Annotated in this window: 22 protein-coding genes and 1 pseudogene; 6 read left to right on the top strand and 17 right to left on the bottom strand. The window is 36.3% G+C overall.

The annotated features are described in order from the left end of the window. Positions 1-46 precede the first annotated feature (46 nt). Positions 47-2,155: a HelD family protein gene (locus ACM5BR_RS00815; RefSeq protein ID WP_416825293.1), complete on the bottom strand. Its 2,109-nt coding sequence runs from the start codon at positions 2,153-2,155 to the stop codon at positions 47-49. Positions 2,156-2,364: 209 nt separating this feature from the next. Between ACM5BR_RS00815 and ACM5BR_RS00810 the strand changes: the two genes are divergently transcribed. Both ACM5BR_RS00810 and ACM5BR_RS00805 read left to right on the top strand, forming a co-directional pair. After that, positions 2,365-2,820 (top strand): GNAT family N-acetyltransferase, encoded by a 456-nt coding sequence (locus ACM5BR_RS00810; protein ID WP_416825292.1) that lies wholly within the window; start codon positions 2,365-2,367, stop codon positions 2,818-2,820. A gap of 153 nt (positions 2,821-2,973) precedes the next feature. Then, positions 2,974-4,212: a cytochrome P450 family protein gene (locus tag ACM5BR_RS00805; protein ID WP_416825291.1), complete on the top strand. Its 1,239-nt coding sequence runs from the start codon at positions 2,974-2,976 to the stop codon at positions 4,210-4,212. Between the two features lie 91 nt (positions 4,213-4,303). Here ACM5BR_RS00805 and ACM5BR_RS00800 read toward each other — a convergent pair whose 3' ends face one another. The 6 genes from ACM5BR_RS00800 to ACM5BR_RS00775 all read right to left on the bottom strand — a co-directional run bounded on the left by ACM5BR_RS00800 (position 4,304) and on the right by ACM5BR_RS00775 (position 11,880). Further along, positions 4,304-5,746 carry a GntP family permease gene (locus ACM5BR_RS00800; RefSeq protein ID WP_416827805.1) on the bottom strand — a complete coding sequence of 481 codons (1,443 nt, stop codon included), beginning with the start codon at positions 5,744-5,746 and terminating at the stop codon, positions 4,304-4,306. A gap of 20 nt (positions 5,747-5,766) precedes the next feature. Continuing rightward, positions 5,767-7,350, bottom strand: a complete 1,584-nt coding sequence (locus tag ACM5BR_RS00795; RefSeq protein ID WP_416825290.1) for an ATP-dependent acyl-CoA ligase — start codon at positions 7,348-7,350, stop codon at positions 5,767-5,769. Between the two features lie 396 nt (positions 7,351-7,746). Beyond that, complete coding sequence (locus ACM5BR_RS00790; RefSeq protein WP_416825289.1) at positions 7,747-8,670, bottom strand: RNA-guided endonuclease InsQ/TnpB family protein; 924 nt, start codon at positions 8,668-8,670, stop codon at positions 7,747-7,749. Beyond that, on the bottom strand, positions 8,651-8,863 hold the full coding sequence (locus ACM5BR_RS00785) for a helix-turn-helix domain-containing protein (protein ID WP_416825288.1): 213 nt from the start codon (positions 8,861-8,863) through the stop codon (positions 8,651-8,653). The genes ACM5BR_RS00790 and ACM5BR_RS00785 overlap by 20 nt, the downstream gene beginning before the upstream one ends. 549 nt (positions 8,864-9,412) lie before the next feature. Continuing rightward, entirely contained in the window at positions 9,413-9,970 is a 558-nt protein-coding gene (locus ACM5BR_RS00780) for a L,D-transpeptidase family protein (RefSeq protein ID WP_416827804.1), read from the bottom strand. Positions 9,971-10,149: 179 nt separating this feature from the next. Beyond that, entirely contained in the window at positions 10,150-11,880 is a 1,731-nt protein-coding gene (locus tag ACM5BR_RS00775) for a sigma 54-interacting transcriptional regulator (protein ID WP_416825287.1), read from the bottom strand. 217 nt (positions 11,881-12,097) lie between these two features. Here ACM5BR_RS00775 and ACM5BR_RS00770 point away from each other — a divergent pair, with 217 nt between their 5' ends. Then, positions 12,098-12,583: a PaaI family thioesterase gene (locus ACM5BR_RS00770; protein ID WP_416825286.1), complete on the top strand. Its 486-nt coding sequence runs from the start codon at positions 12,098-12,100 to the stop codon at positions 12,581-12,583. Between the two features lie 89 nt (positions 12,584-12,672). Here the strand turns inward: ACM5BR_RS00770 and ACM5BR_RS00765 are convergent, their stop codons facing one another. From ACM5BR_RS00765 to ACM5BR_RS00740, 6 genes and pseudogenes are all read right to left on the bottom strand, one after another. Then, positions 12,673-13,140: a GNAT family N-acetyltransferase gene (locus ACM5BR_RS00765; protein ID WP_416825285.1), complete on the bottom strand. Its 468-nt coding sequence runs from the start codon at positions 13,138-13,140 to the stop codon at positions 12,673-12,675. Further along, positions 13,137-14,339, bottom strand: coding sequence for a macrolide family glycosyltransferase (locus ACM5BR_RS00760; protein WP_416825284.1), 1,203 nt, complete (start codon positions 14,337-14,339; stop codon positions 13,137-13,139). Before ACM5BR_RS00760 ends, ACM5BR_RS00765 begins: the two co-directional genes overlap by 4 nt. 139 nt (positions 14,340-14,478) lie before the next feature. After that, a pseudogene (locus tag ACM5BR_RS00755) lies at positions 14,479-15,584 on the bottom strand (lactonase family protein). 215 nt (positions 15,585-15,799) lie between these two features. Continuing rightward, a complete protein-coding gene (locus ACM5BR_RS00750; RefSeq protein WP_416825283.1) occupies positions 15,800-16,126 on the bottom strand; it encodes a YciI family protein in 327 nt (108 codons plus the stop codon). A 324-nt stretch (positions 16,127-16,450) separates the two neighbouring features. Next, a complete protein-coding gene (locus tag ACM5BR_RS00745) occupies positions 16,451-17,326 on the bottom strand; it encodes an alpha/beta fold hydrolase (RefSeq protein WP_416825282.1) in 876 nt (291 codons plus the stop codon). A 344-nt stretch (positions 17,327-17,670) separates the two neighbouring features. Next, positions 17,671-18,075: a MerR family transcriptional regulator gene (locus tag ACM5BR_RS00740; RefSeq protein WP_416825281.1), complete on the bottom strand. Its 405-nt coding sequence runs from the start codon at positions 18,073-18,075 to the stop codon at positions 17,671-17,673. 113 nt (positions 18,076-18,188) lie between these two features. Here ACM5BR_RS00740 and ACM5BR_RS00735 point away from each other — a divergent pair, with 113 nt between their 5' ends. Then, a complete protein-coding gene (locus ACM5BR_RS00735) occupies positions 18,189-18,578 on the top strand; it encodes a carboxymuconolactone decarboxylase family protein (protein ID WP_416825280.1) in 390 nt (129 codons plus the stop codon). 162 nt (positions 18,579-18,740) lie between these two features. On the opposite strand, the gene ACM5BR_RS00730 is transcribed toward ACM5BR_RS00735, so the two are convergent. The 3 genes from ACM5BR_RS00730 to ACM5BR_RS00720 all read right to left on the bottom strand — a co-directional run bounded on the left by ACM5BR_RS00730 (position 18,741) and on the right by ACM5BR_RS00720 (position 20,556). Continuing rightward, a complete protein-coding gene (locus ACM5BR_RS00730) occupies positions 18,741-19,328 on the bottom strand; it encodes a GrpB family protein (protein ID WP_416825279.1) in 588 nt (195 codons plus the stop codon). 67 nt (positions 19,329-19,395) lie between these two features. Beyond that, positions 19,396-19,989, bottom strand: coding sequence for a GNAT family N-acetyltransferase (locus ACM5BR_RS00725; protein WP_416825278.1), 594 nt, complete (start codon positions 19,987-19,989; stop codon positions 19,396-19,398). Positions 19,990-20,025: 36 nt separating this feature from the next. Then, entirely contained in the window at positions 20,026-20,556 is a 531-nt protein-coding gene (locus tag ACM5BR_RS00720; protein WP_416825277.1) for an HXXEE domain-containing protein, read from the bottom strand. An 88-nt stretch (positions 20,557-20,644) separates the two neighbouring features. Here ACM5BR_RS00720 and ACM5BR_RS00715 point away from each other — a divergent pair, with 88 nt between their 5' ends. Then, positions 20,645-20,929 carry a hypothetical protein gene (locus tag ACM5BR_RS00715; RefSeq protein ID WP_416825276.1) on the top strand — a complete coding sequence of 95 codons (285 nt, stop codon included), beginning with the start codon at positions 20,645-20,647 and terminating at the stop codon, positions 20,927-20,929. Positions 20,930-20,975: 46 nt separating this feature from the next. Here ACM5BR_RS00715 and ACM5BR_RS00710 read toward each other — a convergent pair whose 3' ends face one another. Next, positions 20,976-21,629: a potassium channel family protein gene (locus ACM5BR_RS00710; RefSeq protein ID WP_416825275.1), complete on the bottom strand. Its 654-nt coding sequence runs from the start codon at positions 21,627-21,629 to the stop codon at positions 20,976-20,978. Between the two features lie 171 nt (positions 21,630-21,800). On the opposite strand from ACM5BR_RS00710, the gene ACM5BR_RS00705 reads away from it, so the two are divergent. Next, on the top strand, positions 21,801-23,156 hold the full coding sequence (locus ACM5BR_RS00705; protein WP_416825274.1) for a TrkH family potassium uptake protein: 1,356 nt from the start codon (positions 21,801-21,803) through the stop codon (positions 23,154-23,156). Positions 23,157-23,202 lie beyond the last annotated feature (46 nt).

Genomic DNA, 23,202 nt, shown 5'->3' with positions numbered 1-23,202 from the left:
TCTAAAAGTAGTGCTGTCAGAATTATAGCTTTTCCTTTCTGTTGAATTAAACATCTATCCTTTCTTCATACAATTCTCTTGGAATTTGCTGAATTAAAGGTGAACATGTCCCGGAATAAAAAATCCGTAAGTCATGGAGCGCGCGGGTACATCCGACATATAGCAACTTGGCATCTTGTTTTGATTGTTTGTAGTGAGCCTCATCTACATCGATAAGTAGGACTGCGTCGAATTCTAATCCTTTTGCTAAATAAACAGGAACGACTGAAATACCGCCTTCATATTTACTTAGCTTTGCTTCTATTATATTTGTAGAAATACCAGCTTCTGTGAGTTTGTCGTATATTTCACGGCACTCTTCCTCCGTTCGCCCGACAATGGCAATCGTTTTTACCTGTTGTTCTTGCATGGTTTTTACAGTAGATAAGACAGATTGAAATTGATCATTTGTTGAGGTAATTTTTACACTTTCGCCGCTGCGAAAAACAGGATTAGCAAGCCCTACAGGAATATTGGCATTTTGAATCACTTCATTTGCAAAAGATATAATCTCTTTTGTTGAGCGATAGCTTCTCGTTAATTCAAAATACTGCGCCTGGTGATCAAATACATCTTGAAACTGCTGCCAATCGTCAATTCCTTGATACTCATGAATGGCTTGTGATAAATCACCTAAAATCGTAAAAGAATTTCCTAATGTTATTTCTTTTAAAATGGAAAGTTGAAATGGTGAGAAATCTTGCGCTTCATCAATCACAACATGATGAAATTTTTGCCCAAGTGTGATTCCCTCTAGATAGTGATGAATATAAATAAGTGGTGCTAAATCTTCTAGTGCAACTTCTTTTTTTCTACAGTTTTTGGCTGTTTCTTTTACAAGTTCAGCTGGCAACACACGTAAAATATCTTCTTGTTTCATTACCATACCGTAAAAAGATAATGCATTCACCTTAGGCCAAGATTTTAAATAAGCATTAAGTCTTTGCGTTGCTTGTTTTTTTAGTAACTTCTTTTTATTCGGGTCTGCAATCATCTTAAGTTTCAGCTCAATCCAACGCTTCATACGAGCAACAATTCGCTCTCTTCGCTTTCCAACTGGATAGTGTTTATATTCTGTTTCAAACCACTGGCGGATTATCGTTCCTTGCAATACCGAATGATCCCAAGGCTCAAAATCTTTCGTTGGCACTACGCTTTTCTCGTAGCCCGACAGACTTTGCTTGATAAAGATTTGAAACTCGATTGATCCTTTTAATTTTCCAGCCATTATCTCATCTTTAGCTTTATGAATAGAGAATGCTTGTTGTAGTTGTTTATCCGTGTTTTGTACAGAAACAATATTTTCTAAAGTCTGCAGTGCCCAGTCTTGAAATGTAGTTTGATGAATATCCCCAACACCAAGTTCTGGTAATACGCTAGAAATATAATCAAGAAAGATACTATTAGGTGCAAACACAATCATTTTCTCCGCGCTCAGCTGCTCATGAAATTGATAAATTAAAAAAGCAAGCCGATGCAAGGCAATCGTTGTTTTTCCACTACCTGCAACCCCTTGAATAATAAGAGGAACATTTTTTTCAGCACGAATAATATCATTTTGTTCTGCTTGAATCGTTGAAACAATGTCTTTTAATTTGTTATCTTTATTTTCCCCTAAACGATAGAGAAGAAAATCATCTGATAAGGATAGATCTTCACTTCCCCTTACATATGTATCAACAACACGTTCTAATATTTGCTTTCGAATCGCAATGTTACGTTTTAAGTAAACAATTCCTTCCACTCTTCCTTCTGAAGAATCATAAAAAGCTGCGTCCTCTCCTCCAGTAAAGGAATAAAACATACTTGCAACGGGCGCTCGCCAATCTATAACGATTGGTTGCTGCGTTTCTTCATTAGAAGCACCAACTTTACCAATGTAAATCGGAGTTGGCTGTACATGTCCTTCTTCTTGAAAATCTAAACGTCCAAAATAGGGTTCCTGATTGGCGATTCGAAGTCTTTGCCGACTCGATTCTCGCATCGTTTCAAGTACTTGTTCTGTAAAACCTGATCCGTGGTAAACTGGAATACTCTCTAGCTTATGCAATTGGTAATTAATTTGCGAAAGCGTATGATTTAATTTCTCTAGTTCTTGCTCGAATATTTCGTTCATTTCTGTAATTCCCTCCTATTCGTTGAAATTTACAGTTGAAAATTAATTTTATTAAAAATGAAGCATATAAGTCAAGGGTTTAGAGGGAATTTCTAGAAAACTATATTAACGAATCTACCTAGGTTTTTTTAATATCACAAAGAGTACACTTTAAACTAGGCAATCGTGCCTGTATGTAAATAAATATATATGATGGGAGATGTTGAAGTATGGATATTATTAAAAAACAGATAACTCTAGATGAAATAGAAATAATAAGAAAACCACTAGATAAATTACACGAATACCATAATAGTAAATCAACATATTTTGCTGGTGATTATCCAAGAATCACCTTCGAAGAACGTATTGAGAAGTATCGAGAAAATTCAATATCTGGAGAATACAGGATTGAACTACTGATTGATTCAGAAACAAATAACATAATAGGGTTTTGCATAGCATATAGCAAAAAAGAAAACGGGAAGATTGAAGTTCTATTTGTTGATGAAAAATATCGAAGAAATGGATTAGGTGTCACATTAATGAGTAGTGCAATGGAATGGTTTAAGGAAAAACATATAAGTGACATTGAACTAACAGTCGTATACGGGAATGAAGCAGTTTTATTTTATCAGAAATTGGGATTTTACCCACGCTCTATTATTATGACAACTAAATCATAGCTTCATTAATAAAAAGAAAAAAACATGAACAAAACTAACGTAATTTTTTTGAATTTATTTCCATCTCCTTCGATCAGTAGTTATAATAACGTTGTAAGCAATCTGTGTAAATGAACATGGAATGAAGTTGTACCTGCATTTTCAATTAAAGTTATGAAAAGGGAGCAAGGTATGAATCTAAACCATGAAACACCTCAATTAGATTTGTTTTCTGCTGAATTTAAAAAAACAGCCTATTCCTTTTACGCAAAACTAAGGGAGGTTGATCCCGTTTATCGTTTCACCCTTCCTAACGGTCAAACTTCTTGGCTTATTACTCGATACGATGATTCTTTGCAAGTATTAAGAGATAATCGGTTTATTAAAAATCCTCATACTCTTTTAAGTCCTGAACAACTGAACAAAATGATTCCAATTCTAGAAAGAGATGTACTCCTAAATCATATGCTAAATTCTGATCCTCCTGATCATGACCGTTTACGTAACTTAGTTCATAAGGCTTTCACTCCAAAAATGATTGAGGGGTTACGCATTCGAATTCAAGAGATTGCTGATTCTTTACTCGATGGATTCCAAAACAAAGGAAATATAAATCTAATTGAAGAGTTTGCATTCCCCTTACCTATTATTGTAATTTGTGAAATGTTAGGAATTCGTGAAACTGATCGTGATAGATTTCGAGAATGGTCTAACACTTTAGTTGATACCGTTAACCTCCCAGAGAAAATCCAGCAAGCCCTTCCAGCGCTACAGTCCTTTGTTCAATACATTAGAAATTTAATTGAAGAGCGCCGGAATGAATCAGGGGAAGATCTTATTAGCGCTTTGGTTCATGCCGAGGCTGAAGGTGAAAAACTTACGGAAAAAGAATTGTATTCTATGATCTTTTTGTTGATTATTGCCGGACACGAAACAACAGTTAACTTGATTGGAAACGGTGTATTGGCATTGCTACAGCATCCTAAACAACTGGAGAAACTTAAGCAAAATCCAGACCTTATTTCATCCGCTATTGAAGAAATACTACGTTTCTATGGACCTGTTGAGTTAGCGACAAATCGATGGGCTAACGAAGATATTCAAATACGCGAAAAGTTAATACAAAAAGGAGATGCTGTAGTAGTAGCTTTAGCATCTGCCAACCGCGATGAGATGCAATTTGAAAATCCGGATATTTTTGATATCACTAGAAATAACAATCGTCATCTTGCCTTCGGAATGGGAATTCACTATTGTCTAGGTGCCCCATTGGCCCGACTTGAAGGTCAAATTGCCATTCAAACCCTGATTCAAAGAATGCCGAATCTACATCTAAATACAGATCCAGAAACACTACATTGGCGTCCAACTTATTTAATGAGGGGATTAACAGAATTGCCTATTGCGTTTTAATTGGCATCAATTTTATAAAATAAAGGAGAGCACATAGTAGTCATATATACTATGTGCTCTCCTTTTATATATTACGAATAATCTAACATTCTTACACAATGGAGAAAAGCGTATAGCAACCAATCACCACGAACACCGCCAGCGTCTTAATAATAGTAATTCCGAAAATTTCTTTATACGCTTCTCTATGTGTCAAGCCTGTAACAGCAAGTAATGTAATAACAGCTCCATTATGCGGCAGCGTATCCATACCTCCGGCTGCCATAGCAATAACACGATGCAAAACGTCTAATGGAATATGAAAATGGGCTGCGGATTCGATATACTTTTCTGCCATAAGTCCAAGTGTAATGCTCATGCCGCCGGATCCTGATCCCGTTAATCCACATAAGATATTGGTCATGACTGCTCCACTAATAATAGGATTTGAAAAGGTTCCCGTTAAATATTGTTGAATCATCACAAAGCCAGGAAGTGCTGCAATGACGGCACCGAAGCCATATTCAGCTGCCGTATTCATCGCTGCAAGAATCGAACCGCTTACCCCAACATTTGTAATCGTTTGAAAGTGTTCTCGAACTGCTTGAAAATTTAGTATGACAGCAGACAATATGCCAAACAGAAGCGCCAGCTCTACGGACCATATTCCTAACACTTGCGACATATCGATTTTACCAAGATCCTTAAGCCCAATTTCTGCAAAATCAAATCCTTTTGCATACCATACTGGAATGAACAAGGTAAATACTTTATTCATAACCCCAACTAAAATAAGGGGAAGAAATGCAATCCAGTGTTCAATTGTAATCGCTTCTCTAGCAGCAGCTCTTGTTTGGGGTAGCTGTTCTACGCTAACTGTTGCTGCCATTTCCGCCTCTGCTTCAGACGAATTTCTATAATAGCCTTCTCCCCTTGCAGCAGCCTTCTTTCGGCATCGTTCTAAATACAGCATTCCTACGGTAAAGATGAAGAGTGCTCCAATCATCCCAAGTGTTGGCGCAGCATAAATCGTCGTTTTGAAAAATGTAGTTGGTATTACATTTTGAATCTGAGGAGAACCGGGCAGTGAATCCATTGAAAATGTAAAAGCACTAAAAGCAATGGTAGCTGGAATCAATCGTTTTGGGATATTTGCTTCGCGAAAAAGCTGTGCCGCAAACGGATAAATCGCAAATACGGCTACAAACAAGCTTACCCCGCTATAAGTTAAAATTGCTCCCATTAATACAATAGAAAGAATGGCTCGTTTCGCTCCTATGAAACGGACAATGACCTTTGCAATTTTTTCGGCTATCCCTGTTACTTCTACTATTTTTCCGAATATAGCTCCAAGTAAAAACACAGGAAAATATTGTTTAATAAATCCAACCATCTTTACCATAAACACATTCGAAAAAAACGGAAGTACTTGCTCCGGATTGGTTAGACATACAGCGAGCAGGGCACATAACGGAGCAAATAAAATAACTGAAAACCCTCGGTATGCTAAAAATATTAGTAAACCGAGTGCAAGCAATACAATCAATAAATTCATCATATCTTTCTCCCCCTATCCTAGCGCTTAGTAATTTCATACCCTGCCTTTTCACGATCCCACGCATCTCCAATTCCTTCTTCTTTCAGCTTAAACTTCTGAATTCGTTCTGTTGCTGTTTTAGGAAAGGATTCGCTAAACTCAACATAGCGAGGTACCATGAAATACGCCATTCGTTCTTGACACCAATCCAAAACCTCTTCATAGGTCATCATTTCGTCCTTCTTCAAAATGACATATAGTTTCACATCTTCTTCCCCTACTTCAGATGGAACACCAATCGCCGCGGATTCAAGCACCTTTGGATGGTGATTCATAACCGTTTCAATTTCCCAGGAGGAAATATTTTCTCCTCTTCGGCGAATACACTGTTTAATCCGATCACAAAAATATAAAAATCCATTTTCATCTTGATAACCGCGATCCCCTGTATGAAACCAGCCTTCTTTAATAGACTCTTCTGTCTTATCCGGCATTTTATAATAGCCTTCCATAAAGGTATGTGAGGCAGATGAACGAATCACAATTTCCCCTATTTGACCAATCGGAACTTCTTCCCCTTGTTCATTCACAATTTTTGTATCTACGTAAGAATACGGTTTTCCAATGGATGATAGAGTAGGAATTGGATTCGAATTTGCTACACAAAAACCAGTTGTCTCCGTTAATCCATATCCCTCGACAATACGTACAGCAAATCTCTCCTCAAATACTTTCCAAAACTCTTTCGGTGTAGCAGCGCAGGCTGTTATTCTTGCTGGATTGATAGAATCATTTTCTGTTTCAGGCTGTTTACAGAGTATAGGAATCATAGATCCTAGTGAATTAAAGATGGTAGCACCATGATAGCGAATTTCGTCCCAAAACTTTGAAGCACTAAATCGTTTTCCAAGGGCAATCGTAGCATTAGCATGAATAGAACCAAGCACAGTATGGGCCTCGGCATTTATATGAAAGAGAGGTAGAGCAGTATATAAAATATCATCTGCACGTGCACCTACCATCAGGTCTGCAAAAGACTGCGCAGAATGAACATATGCATGATGACTTAGCATTACCCCTTTTGGCAGCCCGGTTGTTCCAGATGTATATAAGATGCTATTAATCGAAGAAGAATCAATCGTTTCATTTGGAAAAAAGCTATGATTTATTTGCAGTATACGATTCAGCTGGATTATGTTTTTATCATTTGTGTCAGCGTTTTCATTGTTATCGTGAACAATAATTGTAATATCCCTTTCTATGAAAGCTAGACTCGCCTGAATTTTGGATACAAATTCTTTATCCGTAACAATCAATTTACAATCTGAGTGAGACAAAATATATTGCAGTCCTTCGCCCTTTAAATGAACGTTTAAGGGAACAATAACTGCACCCATAAACGATAAGGAAAACCAAATATCTACGTAATTTGGGTCATTATTCATCATCATACAAACCTTGTCACCCTTTTGAATCCCTAATTCACGAAAGCCCGCTATTCCTTTTCCAATTCGATGATGCAGTTCTTGATACGTAATCCTTTCGTCTTCAAATTGCATATAAACTTTATCAGGGCTTTTTTCAATACTCCGTAGCAGAAAATACGGTAGATTCTCCATCATGATCATCCTATCCCCTTTCCTAGACTCATAGATTTCTATCATGAGATTGGTTCTGTTCTTTCTTGATGCAAGAAATGTGCCAACCTCCCAAAACCTAGGAACGAATAGAATCATCATGTATTATGATTTTAGCGCTGTCGTAAATATGCAACAAATCGTTTCTAACGTGTTGCAATGTTAAGACAAGTCGCAATCACGCAACAAAAAGTTATTAAATAAATAAAAAGTACAGAGTTCACTGTACTTTTTTAGATAAGATATAAAAGAATATTAAGGTGAACTACCCACCACTTAAACTCTTACGATTTTTGAAGTGGGGGCTTCTCGACTTATCATTGCTTTTAGTAGCCAACGAAAACTGACTGAGCTAACCCTCTTGTTCCAAGAGTTTTCTAATTATGATAACACTACTAGGCGTAATCCTTCCCTTTTGATATTGATAGCAGCATTCCAGTCCCTGTCTGCCACAAAACCACATTCACAGTGGAATATACGCTCAGAAAGAGATAGAGACTCCTTTACTTGACCACAACAGGAACAAGTTTTGGATGATGGGAACCACTTATCTATTTTGATAAGCTTTTTTCCTTGATCCTCTAACTTGTATTGGAGGAATTTTGTGAACCTACCCCAAGCAGTATCTGTGACACTTTTTCCAAAGTGAAGCGCTTGTGACAAAGCTTTCATGTTGAGGTCTTCTACAACCACACAATCATATATTTGTGATAAGCGATACGATTCTTTGTGAAGAAAATCTCTTCGTTGATTTGCAATTCTTTCATGAAGTTTTGCTACCTTCAAGCGTTGTTTATGCCAACGCTTACTATTTTTTGTTCTACGTGACAATATGCGTTGTTCTGTTGCTAACTTTTTTAAGGCTTGTCGATAAAAATTGGGGTAATTGGCTTTCTTACCTGTTTCACTCTCGACAAATAAGCCGTTCATGGCAAAGTCCAATCCAACAGCGTTTTGTATCTCTTTTGCTCTATGAAGATGCTCGTATTCTGTGAGAATTGAAATATAATATTTATTCGTCTTCGTTCGGGAAATGGTACAGGATTTGATGATATGATGACGTGGAATTTTTCGATGCTGTTTCAATTTGACAGGTTCTTTTATCTTAGGCAATTTAATAGAGCCATCCCATAGCACAATATTTCCGTTTACCACATTTGTTGTGTACGATTGTCTTGCTTTACGAGTCTTGAATTTGGGGAATGCCGTATTTCCATCGAAAAAGCTCTTGTATGCTTTTTGGAGATGAAGCTGTGCGTTTGCCAAGGCTAAAGAATCCACCTCTTTAGGGCCATGGAAACTCATCTTTGTACTTAGCGGGAGTCGGAAACATTTGTTGTTTGAGCCTATCTTGATCGTCTTTGTATGTCTCGTAGGTTTCTTTTCGCTCTGCCAGCATTTTATTATAGACAAAACGAATACAACCAAATGTCTTTGCAAAAAAGACGCATTGTTCCTCTGTCGGGTATAAGCGAAATTTATATGCTTTGTTTGCCATGCCCCTCACCTCATTTAGATACCGAATATATGTTCTATTATAACATAGAGGAGAGAGTGTTGGCTATCGCCAACCGAAATTCATCTCCCCCTTACCGCCTGGCTACGCCCTTTACACGCTTGAAGAGGGAGACTTCTTTCGGAAATATGTTAAAGGATTATGATTATAATAGGTTTATTTATTATTTTCATTACGTTCCATTAAAAAATACATCAGTTGTCCAAAAATGCTACCAAAAACAACAATGAACATCCATATGGTCCTGTTGAAATAGTTGAAATAAATTTGAGTAGAAATTTTTCTTAAACACGTAATCATAATTACTATGTCAACAATAAGGGCGATAAAAGGAAAAACACTTGATATGATTTGCATGATTCAAGACCTCCTAAACTAATATTAATACGTAATGTTGACCATTCAAACTAATTAAGTAAGGTTATTTTTGTAAAAAGGGCATTAAAAAATAAAAATAGCTCGGCGAATGCTTTGCTATTTTCTAAAATCAACATATTTGTTTTTCTTTATACCAATAAGACCTTCACAAGATTATTCTAACAAGCCAAGTTGAATATACTCTTTATTTGAAATCGTACCGTTCACTTTAAAATGGTGCTCTTTTTGAAACTTTTTTACTGCTACTTCTGTTTGTATATCAAAAATTCCGTTGCATGGACCTTTATAATATCCTGCTGCTTTTAGTCTTTGTTGAACGATTTGTACTAAATTTCCTCGTGAATTTCTTGATAAGTTTTTCAATTCGTATTTTCCCATACCCGTAATCGGTCCATCAATTTGAACAATGGTCCCGACTGGTACCTTATCAAACAGCCTTTCGACATCCTTATTACGCATACGGATACATCCACTGCTTACTCTTTCTCCAATTAACCACGATTTGTTTGTACCATGTATACCATATTTTCCCCAAGGAACATTAAGCCCAAGCCAGCGTGAGCCAAATCCGCCTCCCCATCCCCTTGATTTATGTACAATACGAAATTGACCAACCGGGGTAGGAGACTCATTTTTTCCTGGAGAAATACTGTATTCTTCTATTACCTTATTTTGTTGAAGCAAATACAGTTTATTCTTCCATAAATTAATGTAAATTATGCTGTCACTTTCTTTCGCACAGACATGATATCCTGATAAAAAAATAAAAGTATCACAATTAGAATGTTACAGTACCATTTCTTCATTTCTCTTTCACCTAATAATTAAAATTTCGCCGTTTACTATGTAATCCATTATTTAATATGTGAAGTTTAAAGAGAAATAATCCTTTATTTTTCATAATTGGATGGAAAAATGGGAGAACCACTTTCTCTACAAAGTTCATACTTTTCTATTTTTCGATATAGGCTTGCCCGATGAATACCTAAGAGCTCGGCTGCTTCTTTTCTATTTCCAAATGTTTGCTTTAATGCCCTTTGAATCACCCGTTTTTCGGCTGCTTCTATTTCTTCTTGTAAAGAATAATTCCTCTCTAGCTTATCTTCCAAAATCGATTCTTCTCGACCCAAATTCATGGAAATATCTTGCTTTTGTAGAGATAAAGGCAGATGCTGGACTTGAATACAATCGTATTCTGCCATATTCATCGCTCTTTCTAATATATTTTCAAGTTCCCTAATATTTCCCGGCCAATTATAGGATGCGAATAGTTGATGTACTCTTTCATCAACCGAATGAAAGAATGTTCCAAGCTCTGTATTTAATTTACCAATCAAATAAGCTGTTAACTGCTTTATATCTTCTTTTCGTTCTCGTAACGATGGGATATCGATGGTACAAACGTGTAATCGATAATACAAATCTTCTCGAAATACACCCTCTTGTACCATCTTAAATAAGTTTTGATGTGTTGCCGCAATAAAACGGACATCAATTTTCCTTGTTTTTGTTCCGCCGATTCTTTCTATCTCTTTTTCCTGAAGAACCCGTAACAATTTTGCTTGCATATCCAATGGCATATCCCCAATTTCATCTAGGAAAAGCGTTCCCTTATCCGCTAACTCGATCTTCCCAGGCTTCCCGCCTTTTTTCGCACCCGTAAATGCCCCTTCCTCATATCCAAATAACTCCGCCTCCAACAGATCTCGAGGAATCGCCGCACAGTTTAATCGAATAAATGAACCTGTAGCACGCGGGCTCGCATTGTGAATTGCATGAGCAAATAGCTCTTTCCCTGTACCGCTCTCTCCCTGAATTAAAACAGTAGAACGACTTTTGGCAAGCTTCATCGCCTCATTCTTCACCTTTAGCATCTTCTCGCTCTCCCCGATTATGCTTTGAAAGGAGTACCTCGCCTCTTGCAGCCGTTTTAATTCTGTTTGATAGTAAGAAAGCTTCGATTCCATTGTGCTAATTTGGTCCGCTAATACTTTCACCTGTTCTACATCGTGAAACATGATTTTTCCAATTGCCCCAATGATTTTCCCATTTTCAATTACAGGCATGCGGGTGGCGATAATATTTTGGTTATTTACACGCTGAATCTGTCCTACTTCGGCTTGTCCCGTCTTCACAACAATGTGCATTCTCGTATTTTCCACTACTTCCGTACAATGCTTCCCAATCGCATCCTTTGGATCATCTATCCCTAAAAACTGAGCATAAGAAGAACTTAGAAAATTGACGATTCCTTGTTCATCCACTCCTAATATGCATTCCGATAAAATATGTAATGCATTTTCAAATTGAACAATTCTTTTTTGTAATAATTGTATGTCGGTTGCATTCTGTTGTTTGCTTTCAAATACAATAAATAATCCGTTCTCCTGTTCATTCAAATAAATAGGAATTTCATTTATAATAAAATCATTTTCAAGTTCTAATAGAAAAGGTGTTATATGTCTGCCGAATAATTCATTTTCTTTCTTTTTTAATATCGTACATAAGGATGAATTACAAAATGTTATGATTCTTTCATGATTTAAGATTGCTATCCCATTATTCATGCATTGAAAAGTATGGTTTAGTACTGACAAAACTGACTTCTGATCAAGTTTCATTTCCTTCCCCCTATTTTTCATGATATCTAAAATAATACATTTATAACACCTTGATAAAGCTCCTTTAAGTCCTGCTCTTGGAAAATCCTTCTTCTATCAAAAAACACAGAAAATCACTTATATATTTACTTATATTGGAATAATACATAGCAATAATATTCAATTATTCCTTTATTTTACTTTTATTGTGTTATAATAACATAAAAAAGGGGGAGTTATGATGGAGAAAGTGTTAAATGCCATTCAAGATGATTATGCAGATGATTATGCATGGTGCTATGGGTGTGGTCGGTTAAATAAAGAGGGGCATCATTTTCAAACGGTTTGGCAAGGGGACAATACGGTGACGATATACAATCCTTTACCAGAGCATACGGCGATACCAGGTTTTGTTTATGGAGGATTGATTGCGTCGTTAATTGATTGTCATGGGACAGGTTCAGCATCATTAACATTGCACCGTAAAAATGGACATGAAATCGGAGATGGAATCGAACCTCCAAGATTTGTGACGGCTTCCTTAAAAGTGGATTTTTTAAAACCGACTCCACATGGCGTTCCATTAAAAGCAATCGGGACTGTTCAAGAGATCCATCCGAAAAAGTGGAAGGTAGATACAGAGGTCTATGCGAATGACTTACTTTGTGCTCGCGGAGAGGTTGTGGCTGTGGTAATGCCCAGTACTTTTACAACAAAAGGGTAGTACGTATATTAATTATGTCATATACAAATAGCATGTAACACCGTTCAATATGAACGGTGTTATTATTTATAATTCACGAAATTACTTGACTAAATAATCCTTTTTGCAAAACAAACACTATTGTCACAACCAATATACTCGCCATATGGAGGAATCTCGTTATACCCATTTTTCTTATAAAGACTTATTGCTTCTGGTTGTTCATTTCCAGTTTCTAAAACTAAATTATGGTAGTTAAAATTTTTTGCCTTTGTCTCAAGGAACTTTAATAATTGTGATGCAATGCCTCTATTTCTATAATTACTATCGACATAAAATCTTTTTAACTCGATCGTTTCAATATCCAATGGTCGTATTGCCCCGCAACCCACAGGAGTATCACCTATATAAGCAACTACGAATGTAGTATCGTTAACTTTAGGATCATTTAAATTCAAGCCAAAGATTCCTTCACTTGGATATAGTTTAGATAGATGTTGATCAAGTTTAGAAATTAGGAATTTCAAATGTTCATTGTCTGCTTTTACAATTTTCAAGTATAGTTCTTTTCTTTTCAATGTATATTTCCCCTTTTAAATTTGAAAATCTCATCAACAGCTTGCTGATACCCACCTGATTTTTGAAAGGATTCCCTAATATTTGCGACAGCATTATGAAAAGATGGATGTCCTAACACATGATCTACGGCTTCACTTAGCCTACTTGCAGTCAAGTCTTGCATTTGTAATGGAACGCCGGCTCCAAGATTGGCAACTCGCCCGGCAATTACTGGCTGATCTGCGCTTTGTGGGATCACAATTAGTGGAATTCCGTAATAGAGACCTTCATTGGTACTGTTCATTCCACCATGTGTGATAAATAATTTCGTGTATGTAAGCACCTCAGTTTGTGGAACATAATTTTTCACAATGAAGTTTTTAGGAATCTCCCCTAAATCAGATATTTGCGTTTTTCCCCCAATAGACATAATAATGGTATGATCCGTGTCCTTAAATGCCTTAAAACAAGTCTTATAGAAATCAATTGCTTGGTTAAAGACAGTACCTAGTGAAATGTAAATTGGGCTTTTTCCTTTGATTGCAGTAAAGTCGAAGTCTTCTTGTGTTAATCGTGTAGAGATGGATGGTCCTACAAATTGGTATGTTTGGTCAAATGTTTCTCCAAAAGGTTGAAACTCCCTAGTTGTATAAACAATTGTAAGTGGTGCAGGATTACAAAAAACTTCATAAGGAGAAGTGATTTCAACACCATATTTTTCATTAATTTTTGTTGTTAGGTTTTGAAAATCATTATTTATCCTTTTCGCAATTTCTGTTGGGATATTTTGCGAAAGATGTTCTAGCATTCTTTCAAATGATATTTCAGTTTGAGCAAAAGATGTACAAGAATTAATTGCCGGAAGTTTAAGTATTTGTGCAAGTAAACGTCCACAACCAAACATGGAATCGTGAATGATATAATCAAAATGTTCTCCTTCGATTTGCTCTAGAACACTAGGTATCATGATATCAGCCGTATGTAAAAGACCGTTGATTCTTTCGGGTAAATAATTTCTTCCACCTGAGATAAAAGCTTTTATAAATTTATCACCGTCGAATGTTCGTACAGTAGCTCCCGTCTTCTCAATACGTTCTCGAAAAGCTTCTATTGTAAAATACACTACTTCTTCTCCACGCGAAATAAGCTCTTGGACAACTCCAATTGTTGGGTTGATATGTCCTTCTGATCCACCATTTATAAATAAAACACGTGCCATGATAACCACTCCTTAAGTCAGATGTTCTCTAGATTGTATATAAGAGTAAGGGGTACTGCCCCATACTCTTTCTTAACTAAAATGATTAAATATAACTCCTTTATTTTCTATTCTACCAAATATAGTGAACCCAATAGAATCAAAGAACCGCTAAACCTTGCGATCCGAAATAAGGAAAGTCAGTCCAAGCAGCAACCTGCAATCTAACAAGACTACCATCATCTTGGATATTAAATACTGAGATTGTACCCTGATTCCCGTTCAGTGTATAAAAATGGCGGCCATCTTTACTCACTCCACCATCTATCGGCAGACCTGTAGATGTACCTGCTGGTGTACTGGTAGTATGCCCGAGAACCGATAGTGCTCCACTTGAATCTATACGATATGTGGTGATTGTGCCACTTAAGGTGTTGGTGGTAAAAGCATATTTTTCATTCTTCGTTGTTACAACCCAGCAAGTGGTCTTCTGGCCGTTCAGTACAGAGCCGCTGATAACAGTAAGAACCCCGTTATCGCTCATTGAATAGGATGACAGCGTACTAGAAGAGGCTTCCGTAACTAAAAATATTCCTGAGGATAGAAAACAAGAGCCGAACGGTCCCTTACCACTTGAATCGTTTATAATTGGTCCTTTAACCGTTCCATTTTTATTCACATGAAATACACTGAGATGGTCTGAAGTAAGCTCGGATACAACGATTTTACTGCCATCTGGAGTGAAGAGAACCTGCGCCGGCTGAGCATTGATTGTACTTAAAGAATGGGTTGATCCAGGAATAGGAGTAAGGCGTCCGTTATCATCTATACGAAAACCAGTGATATTGATGCAAAATTGTTAGCGGCATTACCTACATTGGAAACATAGAGAAGATTACCAAACACATCTACGCTATTGGGCTGAGCACCTCCTGATGACTTCACATCCACGAAAACGTGTACTCCGCTGTCGTTTATTATGAAACTACTGATACTATCGCTGCCTGCGTTAACTGCAAGTAGGAACCGGCCATCACGGGACAAAGTTAGGGAGCCTTGTGACGCAAGAGGATCAATACCATCGTTTGCAGTTGCAGTTGAGACTTCCCTTGTACCAGTACCCCTGCCATAAGTTGAGTAGGAACCCGCAAAGGTGAGCATTCCATTCATATCCCTGTAAAAAGCAATGATTTAATTCATTACTTCATTATTGCTCATAATATAAACCATACCCGCAGCACGAAAATAGTTGTTCATTATCTGCATTTTATGCCTCTCCTCCTTTCATAACTTTATATGGTGCTTTTGTCATTTCAATTCCGCAAATCGATGTAAATTGGTTTAAAAAAGAAGTGGATTATCATCTCCCACTAACCTGTCTGTTTAATAAGAAAAAAAAGACCGCCGCAGCGATCACATCTTTAACTTGTGCTTCCGTTAGTACAGCAAAACGGAGGCTTACCTATTATAAAGGGATTCTATTATTTCTTTATAATTGCTTTCATCTGATAAAATTCCGTTGTCATTATTCCTGTAACAACGGCTGGATCTTCCGCGATAAGTTTTGGGACTTGTTCCTCATTCTCGACTTCAATAATTGCTAGTCCATGTGGGGCTGAAGGATCAAGAACCGGTCCGAAAACCAAAGCAATCCCTTGATTCTGCTTATCCATCCAATAGGAAATATGTTGTTGCATAATGCTCCGCTCTTCTTCTGTCATGTCCTGGTGAAACGTTATTCTCGGCGGAGTGGATTTTAACATAAAGTGTATTTTTTCTGTATTATTACTTGAGTTGTTATGCGACATTTAGAATCTCCTCCATTAGTTTGGTATTGTAATTATACATACGTTGTGGGTTTTCGTCGCTGGAACAGGAGAATGTATGTTTATTATCCCCTTCCAAAAGGATACCAATCCTAGAAAAAGTTGTCCTTATGCCTTTCTACGTAAGGTGTTGTTCATTTGAGAAGAAGTTCAAACTTCAAGATATACCTTACTTCTGTACAACTGCTTCCAAAAATCTAGAATGTATCCGTTTCTTCAGTTAAACTGTACCGTTAGCCAATAAAAAATTGAATCGCCTCAGCAATCCCATCTTTCACATAAGCACCCGTTACTAGAAAGTTCAGTTTACACGGCGGCTTTTTTATGTAAAAAATTAATGATCAAATCGTTTACCTTTTTGGCATCCTCTATAAATAAACAGTGACTTGTATTTGGCAACATCATGGTTTCTATATGGGGAATGCTAGCTTTTGCTTGCATTAGAGCCCGTTTAGGATTGTAGATGACCTCTTTTTCGCCCATCAATAAAAAGGTTGGAACTTGTATGGTCTTCAGTTTTTCTTTTGGAATCACTTTAGGGATGACTGGTTTCACCTTCCATTTGTAATGCAAGACCCCGTAAATGAATTGATCAAAGACTTCGTCATCGATTGTATTCCCTTTTGCGATGAACCAATGACAGAAAAGTTGTCGGATGAATCCTTTGCGCCTTATGGCATTTATAAAAGCAAGACGAAGGAAAAATTGTTGATGAAACGGGACAAATGAAGCAGCAGGGGCTAAGAGGACCATCTTGTTTATTCTACTTTGTATGTATGTTGCTATATTCAATGTTATATATCCACCAGCCGAATGCCCGATAAAATCTGTTTTTTCAATACCAAGATGATCCAAAATCTCAGCCATCCATTTCCCCATGTCCTCAGGATTGCTGATGGAACGAAGAGGCTCACTTTTATTTATATCCCCGATTGCATCAACTGCATAGACGCGTCGAATCTTGCTCAATGCATCAATATTCGCATACCAAATAGTTGATCCCATTCCTGCCCCATGCAGCATGATAACTGGCGGAAGTTCCTTTTCCCCAGTTACTATGACATACGTACTCCCGTATGTTGTCGGTATATTCAGAGTCTCATATGTAACATTCCAACGATTTAAATTATTGCTATAGGCTCGGTGAAAAAGTTCCTCGCCTTCTGGTGTTTTGAATGCCATCTTATCCTCTCCTTTAATTTTATTTTTACTATTCTGAACTTTCTTCTAATTTTATCATATAAAAGTATCGGAACACTCTATTAAAGAATATGGTCTAGACAAGCGAATTTCGAGTATGTTCCTGAATTCTTGAAGCTATCAACTCCCTATGTCATATCTAAACTAAACCATTTGAAAACCTATATCGAAAAAAGAATTCAGTAAGAAAAAAAGAGTTGCCGCTACAACGCCATTGTTTTTCTCTTGCCCCCGTACTTTAAGTACATTTCCCCACAATCTTGCTAATGAAATATAAAAAATGCGACCTTCATCTTGAAGAATCGCAAACAGTAAATTAAACATCTTTAAGGAGTTTCTGATTTGTTCCCACTATCAGCTTTGTTTTCCTCTAAGCCCTTATAATAGTGGATTTTACCTTCAATCTTATCAAGATTATCTTTTAATTCTTTTATTTGCTCCAGGACATTTTTTTGATGATTTTCTAATAACTCACGCCGCAAGCTTATTGTAGAATCGCCTTGACTTCGCAGGTCAGAAAACTGTTTCATTTCAGACACTGGCATACCCGTTACTCGTAAACGAATTAAAAAATTAATCCAAGAAATATCCGACTCAGTATATTGTCGATAGCCATTTACATCTCGGTCTACTCTGTTAAGTAGTCCAATTTTTTCGTAATAACGTAATGTATGCACGGATAGTCCTGTGATATTTGAGATTTGTTGAATTGTAAAAACTTCCTTTTCCATAAATTTAATTATAGCATATGAAAAAAAGTATTGCTTTAGAGTGCACTCTAAAGTGTAGATTTATTTCATGAACTACTTATTCAAATAAATTTAATGCTAAGGAGGAAAATCAGATGTCAAATGAACGTTATCAGAGAGGTTGGGAACGGCTTATGGAAATTGACGGAGAAGGAGGAGAACGAGTTATAGAATCATTAAAAGACGTTGCTCCTGACCTTGGTAAATATGTTGTCGAATTTGCCTTTGGGGATATTTATTCCCGTAAGGAATTAGACTTAAGACAACGTCAACTCGTAACAATTGCCTCTCTTACTACTCAGGGAGGATGTGAGCCACAACTAAATGTCCATATCAATGCTGCTCTTAACGTAGGACTAACACCCAATGAAGTGATTGAGGCGATTACTCACTGTGTTCCGTACACAGGTTTTCCCAGAGTTCTAAACGCCATTTTTGTAGCTAAACAAATTTTTGAGGAGCGTAATTTGAAGATAACTAACTAAAATAAATGTAGGGTGACGTACCGTTACCCTTTTTGTTTTTATTAATCCTCAAATATTCTTATATACATAATTTCACAATTAACAAATCCTAATTTTTGTTAACCCCTTCACAACCCTTGTTACACATAAGGTTAAGATTCCTTGTAACTGTACAGATTATGCTTATTTTCTTGGGTTATATTTGTCATCATATTCTTCTTTTGCCTTTTTTGTATATTTCAAAATAAAATCTGATTTAGCATCTGTATATCCATCACGGTCATGCTCATATTTTTCTATCAGTCTTAATTTAAGTTTGCCATATTCGTTAGCAACTTCTTCATGTTCCATAAGATAGTCTCTAAAATACAATTCATTCCAGTTGCCATAGTATCGAACATGTAAGTGATATACTTTTTCTGCAAATCCATCTTTTGTATATCCTTTATTAAATACCATATTAAAAAATGGCTGCTTTTGAGATGACATCAAGAGCCATCCATTATGTAGTAGGATATCTGTTAACTTTTCAATATTACTTTCGTTATCTATTTCCAATAAGATATCGACTGTTGGCTTAGCAATTAATCCTTCAACAGCACTACTGCCAATATGATTAATGCGTATGATCATTTTTTTATCAATAAAATTTAAAAGTCTTTGTTTTTCAGTTTCATACCAATTTTTATAATCTGTATTATGTTCTTTTAAGATGATGGGAAATAACTCCCACAATTCCTCCAGCGTCATTTCTGACAAATCTTTTCCCATATATACCTCCATTTAGAAAATATAATTAATCTATACTCACTTACTTGTAGAAATGCAGGTAAGAAAATCAGTATTTTTTCGCTAATAAATATATCAATCTTTGTTTTACTGACTCCCATTCACTTTCAATAATACTGTAAAATATATTGTCGTGAATGGTACCGTCTGCCTTTACCCTATGTTTACGAAACGTTCCCTCTTTTGTTGCCCCTATTCGTTCAACTGCTCTTTGAGATTGTATGTTTTGTCCACTAACTGAAAATTGGACACGAATGACCTTCAATTCTTCAAAACAATACGTAAGTAACAAAAATTTACATTCGGTATTTACCTTTGTTTTCCAAACTTCTGGTGAAGGCCAAGTCCAACCTATTTCCACATTACGATTTGCTTTATCAATATCGCCAATTCGAGTTGTCCCTATTACTTGACCTGTCAGATTATCCTTAACAATAAAAGGTATTTGTTTACCATCCTTTTTATTATTAACAGCTATCATTAATATTTGTTCCAAATCCTCCGCTGTGTTAACTTCCCGCCAAGTATATTTCCATACGTTAGGGCTTTTTAAAGCTTCAAATAATAATTCCTTATACTTCATGTCGAGAGGAATAAGTGAAATTGTATTTCCTTCTAGAGATATATCAGTTTCAATTATCATAGTAACTCTCTCCCTTTTTACATATTATCAAATGTTCTATTTATGTTCATACTGGGCGATCCATTTTCCAAATCTAGACATAGCTTTATGAAGGATATACAGATTCATTACCATAATGATTAAGGACAAAATAGAATACAAAACGATAGTATGGAGCGGAGATATCTGTATTACTTGCATAATCATATACATACAAATAGGCAAACAAATAACGCTTGTAACAATAACAGGGATATATCTTCTTACTATTAATGCTTGCAAACAATGTATGATCAAGTGCAAAGTAAATGCAATAAATGATCCTATCCATAAATCGTACCAATTCGTCAGATAGGAAACAATTGTAATAATGCTAATTAAGAGGAATTCCTCCGCTACCCCTAAAGCAAAAGATGATGTTGTAATCGTATCAAAATGAGGGAGTATCTTTTTTGATAAGGTAGGAAATCTTTCAGATAGAAAACTTTTATTTGTACTTATCCATGCTTTCATGAAAATAATTTCTTCAAAGTCATGAAAAATAAAAAGGATAGGAAACAGCCATATCATAACTTGTATATTATTCATTTCACATCACCTCACGAAAATATTGTGATTCCGTAAAAGGACAATTCAATGTATCATATAACTAAAGGACACAGATAGGAGTGAAAGCATGGAAGAAATGCTGAAGCAAATTCTATTAGAGATTCAAAGCATGAAAGCCGAAATGAAAGATTTTAAAACAGAAATGAACGAGTTTAAACAAGAAGTAAGTAAACGATTCGACAAAGTGGATGCTAGGTTTGACAGCTTAGATGAAATAGTAGATCATGTATGCTTAGAACTACGTAGCGAAATAAAACAAATATCAAATGAAGTAGCAAAACAGGGAGACGTTATTAGGTTACTCTCTCAGCGTTCTAAAGAACATGAAGCAAAGCTGAAACGAAACATGTAATCATAGATTAGCTGAGAGAGTAACTAAATTTTTAAAAGTATATAGTCTATTGCAAATTTGCAAAGCGATGTAAATCTTCTTTTTTACCAATCATAACAAGCACATCTTCTTCTTGAATGACTTCATTAGGTGAAGGAGAAATACTGATATTCCCTTCGTTTTTAATTGCAATTACGTTTAATCTATATTTCGCTCGAATGTTTAACTTGGTTAAAGTTTTCCCTGCCATCCCAGCAGGTACTTTAATTTCTTCAATGTTGTAGTCTTTCGCAAGTTCGATAAAATTCAGAACATTCGGCTGCATAAGCTGATGAGCTACCCGTTCTCCCATATCCCATTCAGGAAATATGACCCAATCTGCTCCTATTTTAGACAACACTTCTCCATGGCGTTTACTAAGTGCCTTTGCTACTACTTTCTTAACTCCTAACTCCTTAAGTACCAATACTGTTAAAATACTAGCTTGAATATCATTTCCAATCGCTACAATAACCGTATCGAAATTACGAATACCAATTTCTTTTAATGCTTCTTCATCCATCGAATCCGCAATAATTGCTTGTGTGACAATGCCTTCTACCTCATTGACCCGTTTTTCATCAATATCGATAGCCAGTACTTCATTCCCTGCTTCTGTTAGCGTATTTACAATACTTAAACCAAATCTGCCTAGCCCAATTACTGCGTATTCTTGTTTCATATGTATTTACTCTCCTCTATGAATATCAATATGTTACCATAATTGTATCATGTCCATTACTATTTTGGGTAAATCTGGAGTACTCATAGTTACATATCTTAATATATGTTGTAAAATATTACTAGCTTTGAAAAAATAATATGCTATATACATAAGATTGGAGTTGCTATTGTGACTGGTATTCTTCACAAGCCCAAAAAACATATCATTCAATTAAATCCAGCACATATCCTTGTATTGGGGTTTCTATGTTTCATTTTGACTGGTACTCTTTTACTCATGTTGCCTATATCAACTCAAGCAGGACATCAATTAGGCTTTATTGACGCCTTGTTTGAAGCTACATCTGCTGTGTGTGTAACAGGGCTGTCAGTAGTGGATACGGGAAGCACATTTACTGTGTTCGGACAAATTGTATTACTAACCCTTATTCAATTTGGCGGTTGGGGGTTTATGACAAGCGGAGTGTTGATGTTTCTCATACTCGGCAAGAAAATTGGCTATAAAGAAAGACTGGTACTAAAGGAGTCTATTAACTCCTTATCTTTACACGGAATTATCAAAATGGTTCAACAAATTATTTTGATTACTCTGGTCACTGAGGCTATAGGAGCAATCGTTTTAGCAATTCGTTGGTCCTATGAAATGCCGCTGCCGAAAGCTATCTATTACGGTATCTTTCATTCGATTTCAGCATTTAATAATTCTGGATTTGGATTAGAACCAAATAACCTAAGCAAATGGGTAGGAGATCCGGTCGTCAATTTCATGATTACGACGTTAATTATAACCGGAGGTCTTGGATTTACCGTGATTATAGATATTTATAAGAAAAGAAGCCTCCGAAAACTATCTGTACATAGCAAGATTGCTTTAATCGGCACTCTTTTTCTGAATGTGCTTAGCTTGTTCGTCATTTTAGGGTTAGAATATCATAATCCAAATACACTCGGTCCCTTGCCATTAGGAGATAAGCTATGGGCATCTTATTTTCAAGGAGTTACAACCCGAACAGCTGGATTTAATACCATTGACTTAAGCCAATTATCATTAAGTTCTCAGTTTTTTATGATCGGTTTAATGTTTATTGGGGCATCTTCGGGTGGAACTGGCGGTGGAATTAAGATTACGACCGCTTTCCTTCTCCTACTTTCTATATGGGCGATTATAAAAAATAAAGATAATATTCATGTTTTTAAGAGAAGCATTCCAAGAAATCTAGTTAATCGAGCGATCGCGATTGTCATAACCTCTATTTTGTTTATTTTTATTATTGTCTTTTTATTAACGATAACGGAACAAGGGGCAGAATTCTCAAAAATCCTGTTTGAAACCGTTTCTGCCTTTGGTACGGTAGGATTGACTGCTGGATTAACGCCAGACCTTACTCCTATCGGACGTATCTTGATCACGATTATGATGTTTATTGGTAGATTAGGTCCACTCACTATGGCATTTACCCTTGGTATGGTCGGCGCGAATCATAGTAAGATTCGCTATGCAGAAGAGAAAATATTGATTGGGTGATGGGGTTCACTTTTGCTGAGAATATTTTCGTTTCCCCCTACTTTGA

The sequence above is a fragment of the Ectobacillus polymachus genome, assembly GCF_048159605.1.
In the GTDB taxonomy this organism is placed as follows: Bacteria; Bacillota; Bacilli; order Bacillales; family Bacillaceae_G; genus Ectobacillus; species Ectobacillus polymachus.
This window is presented reverse-complemented; position numbering and strand designations above follow the sequence as displayed.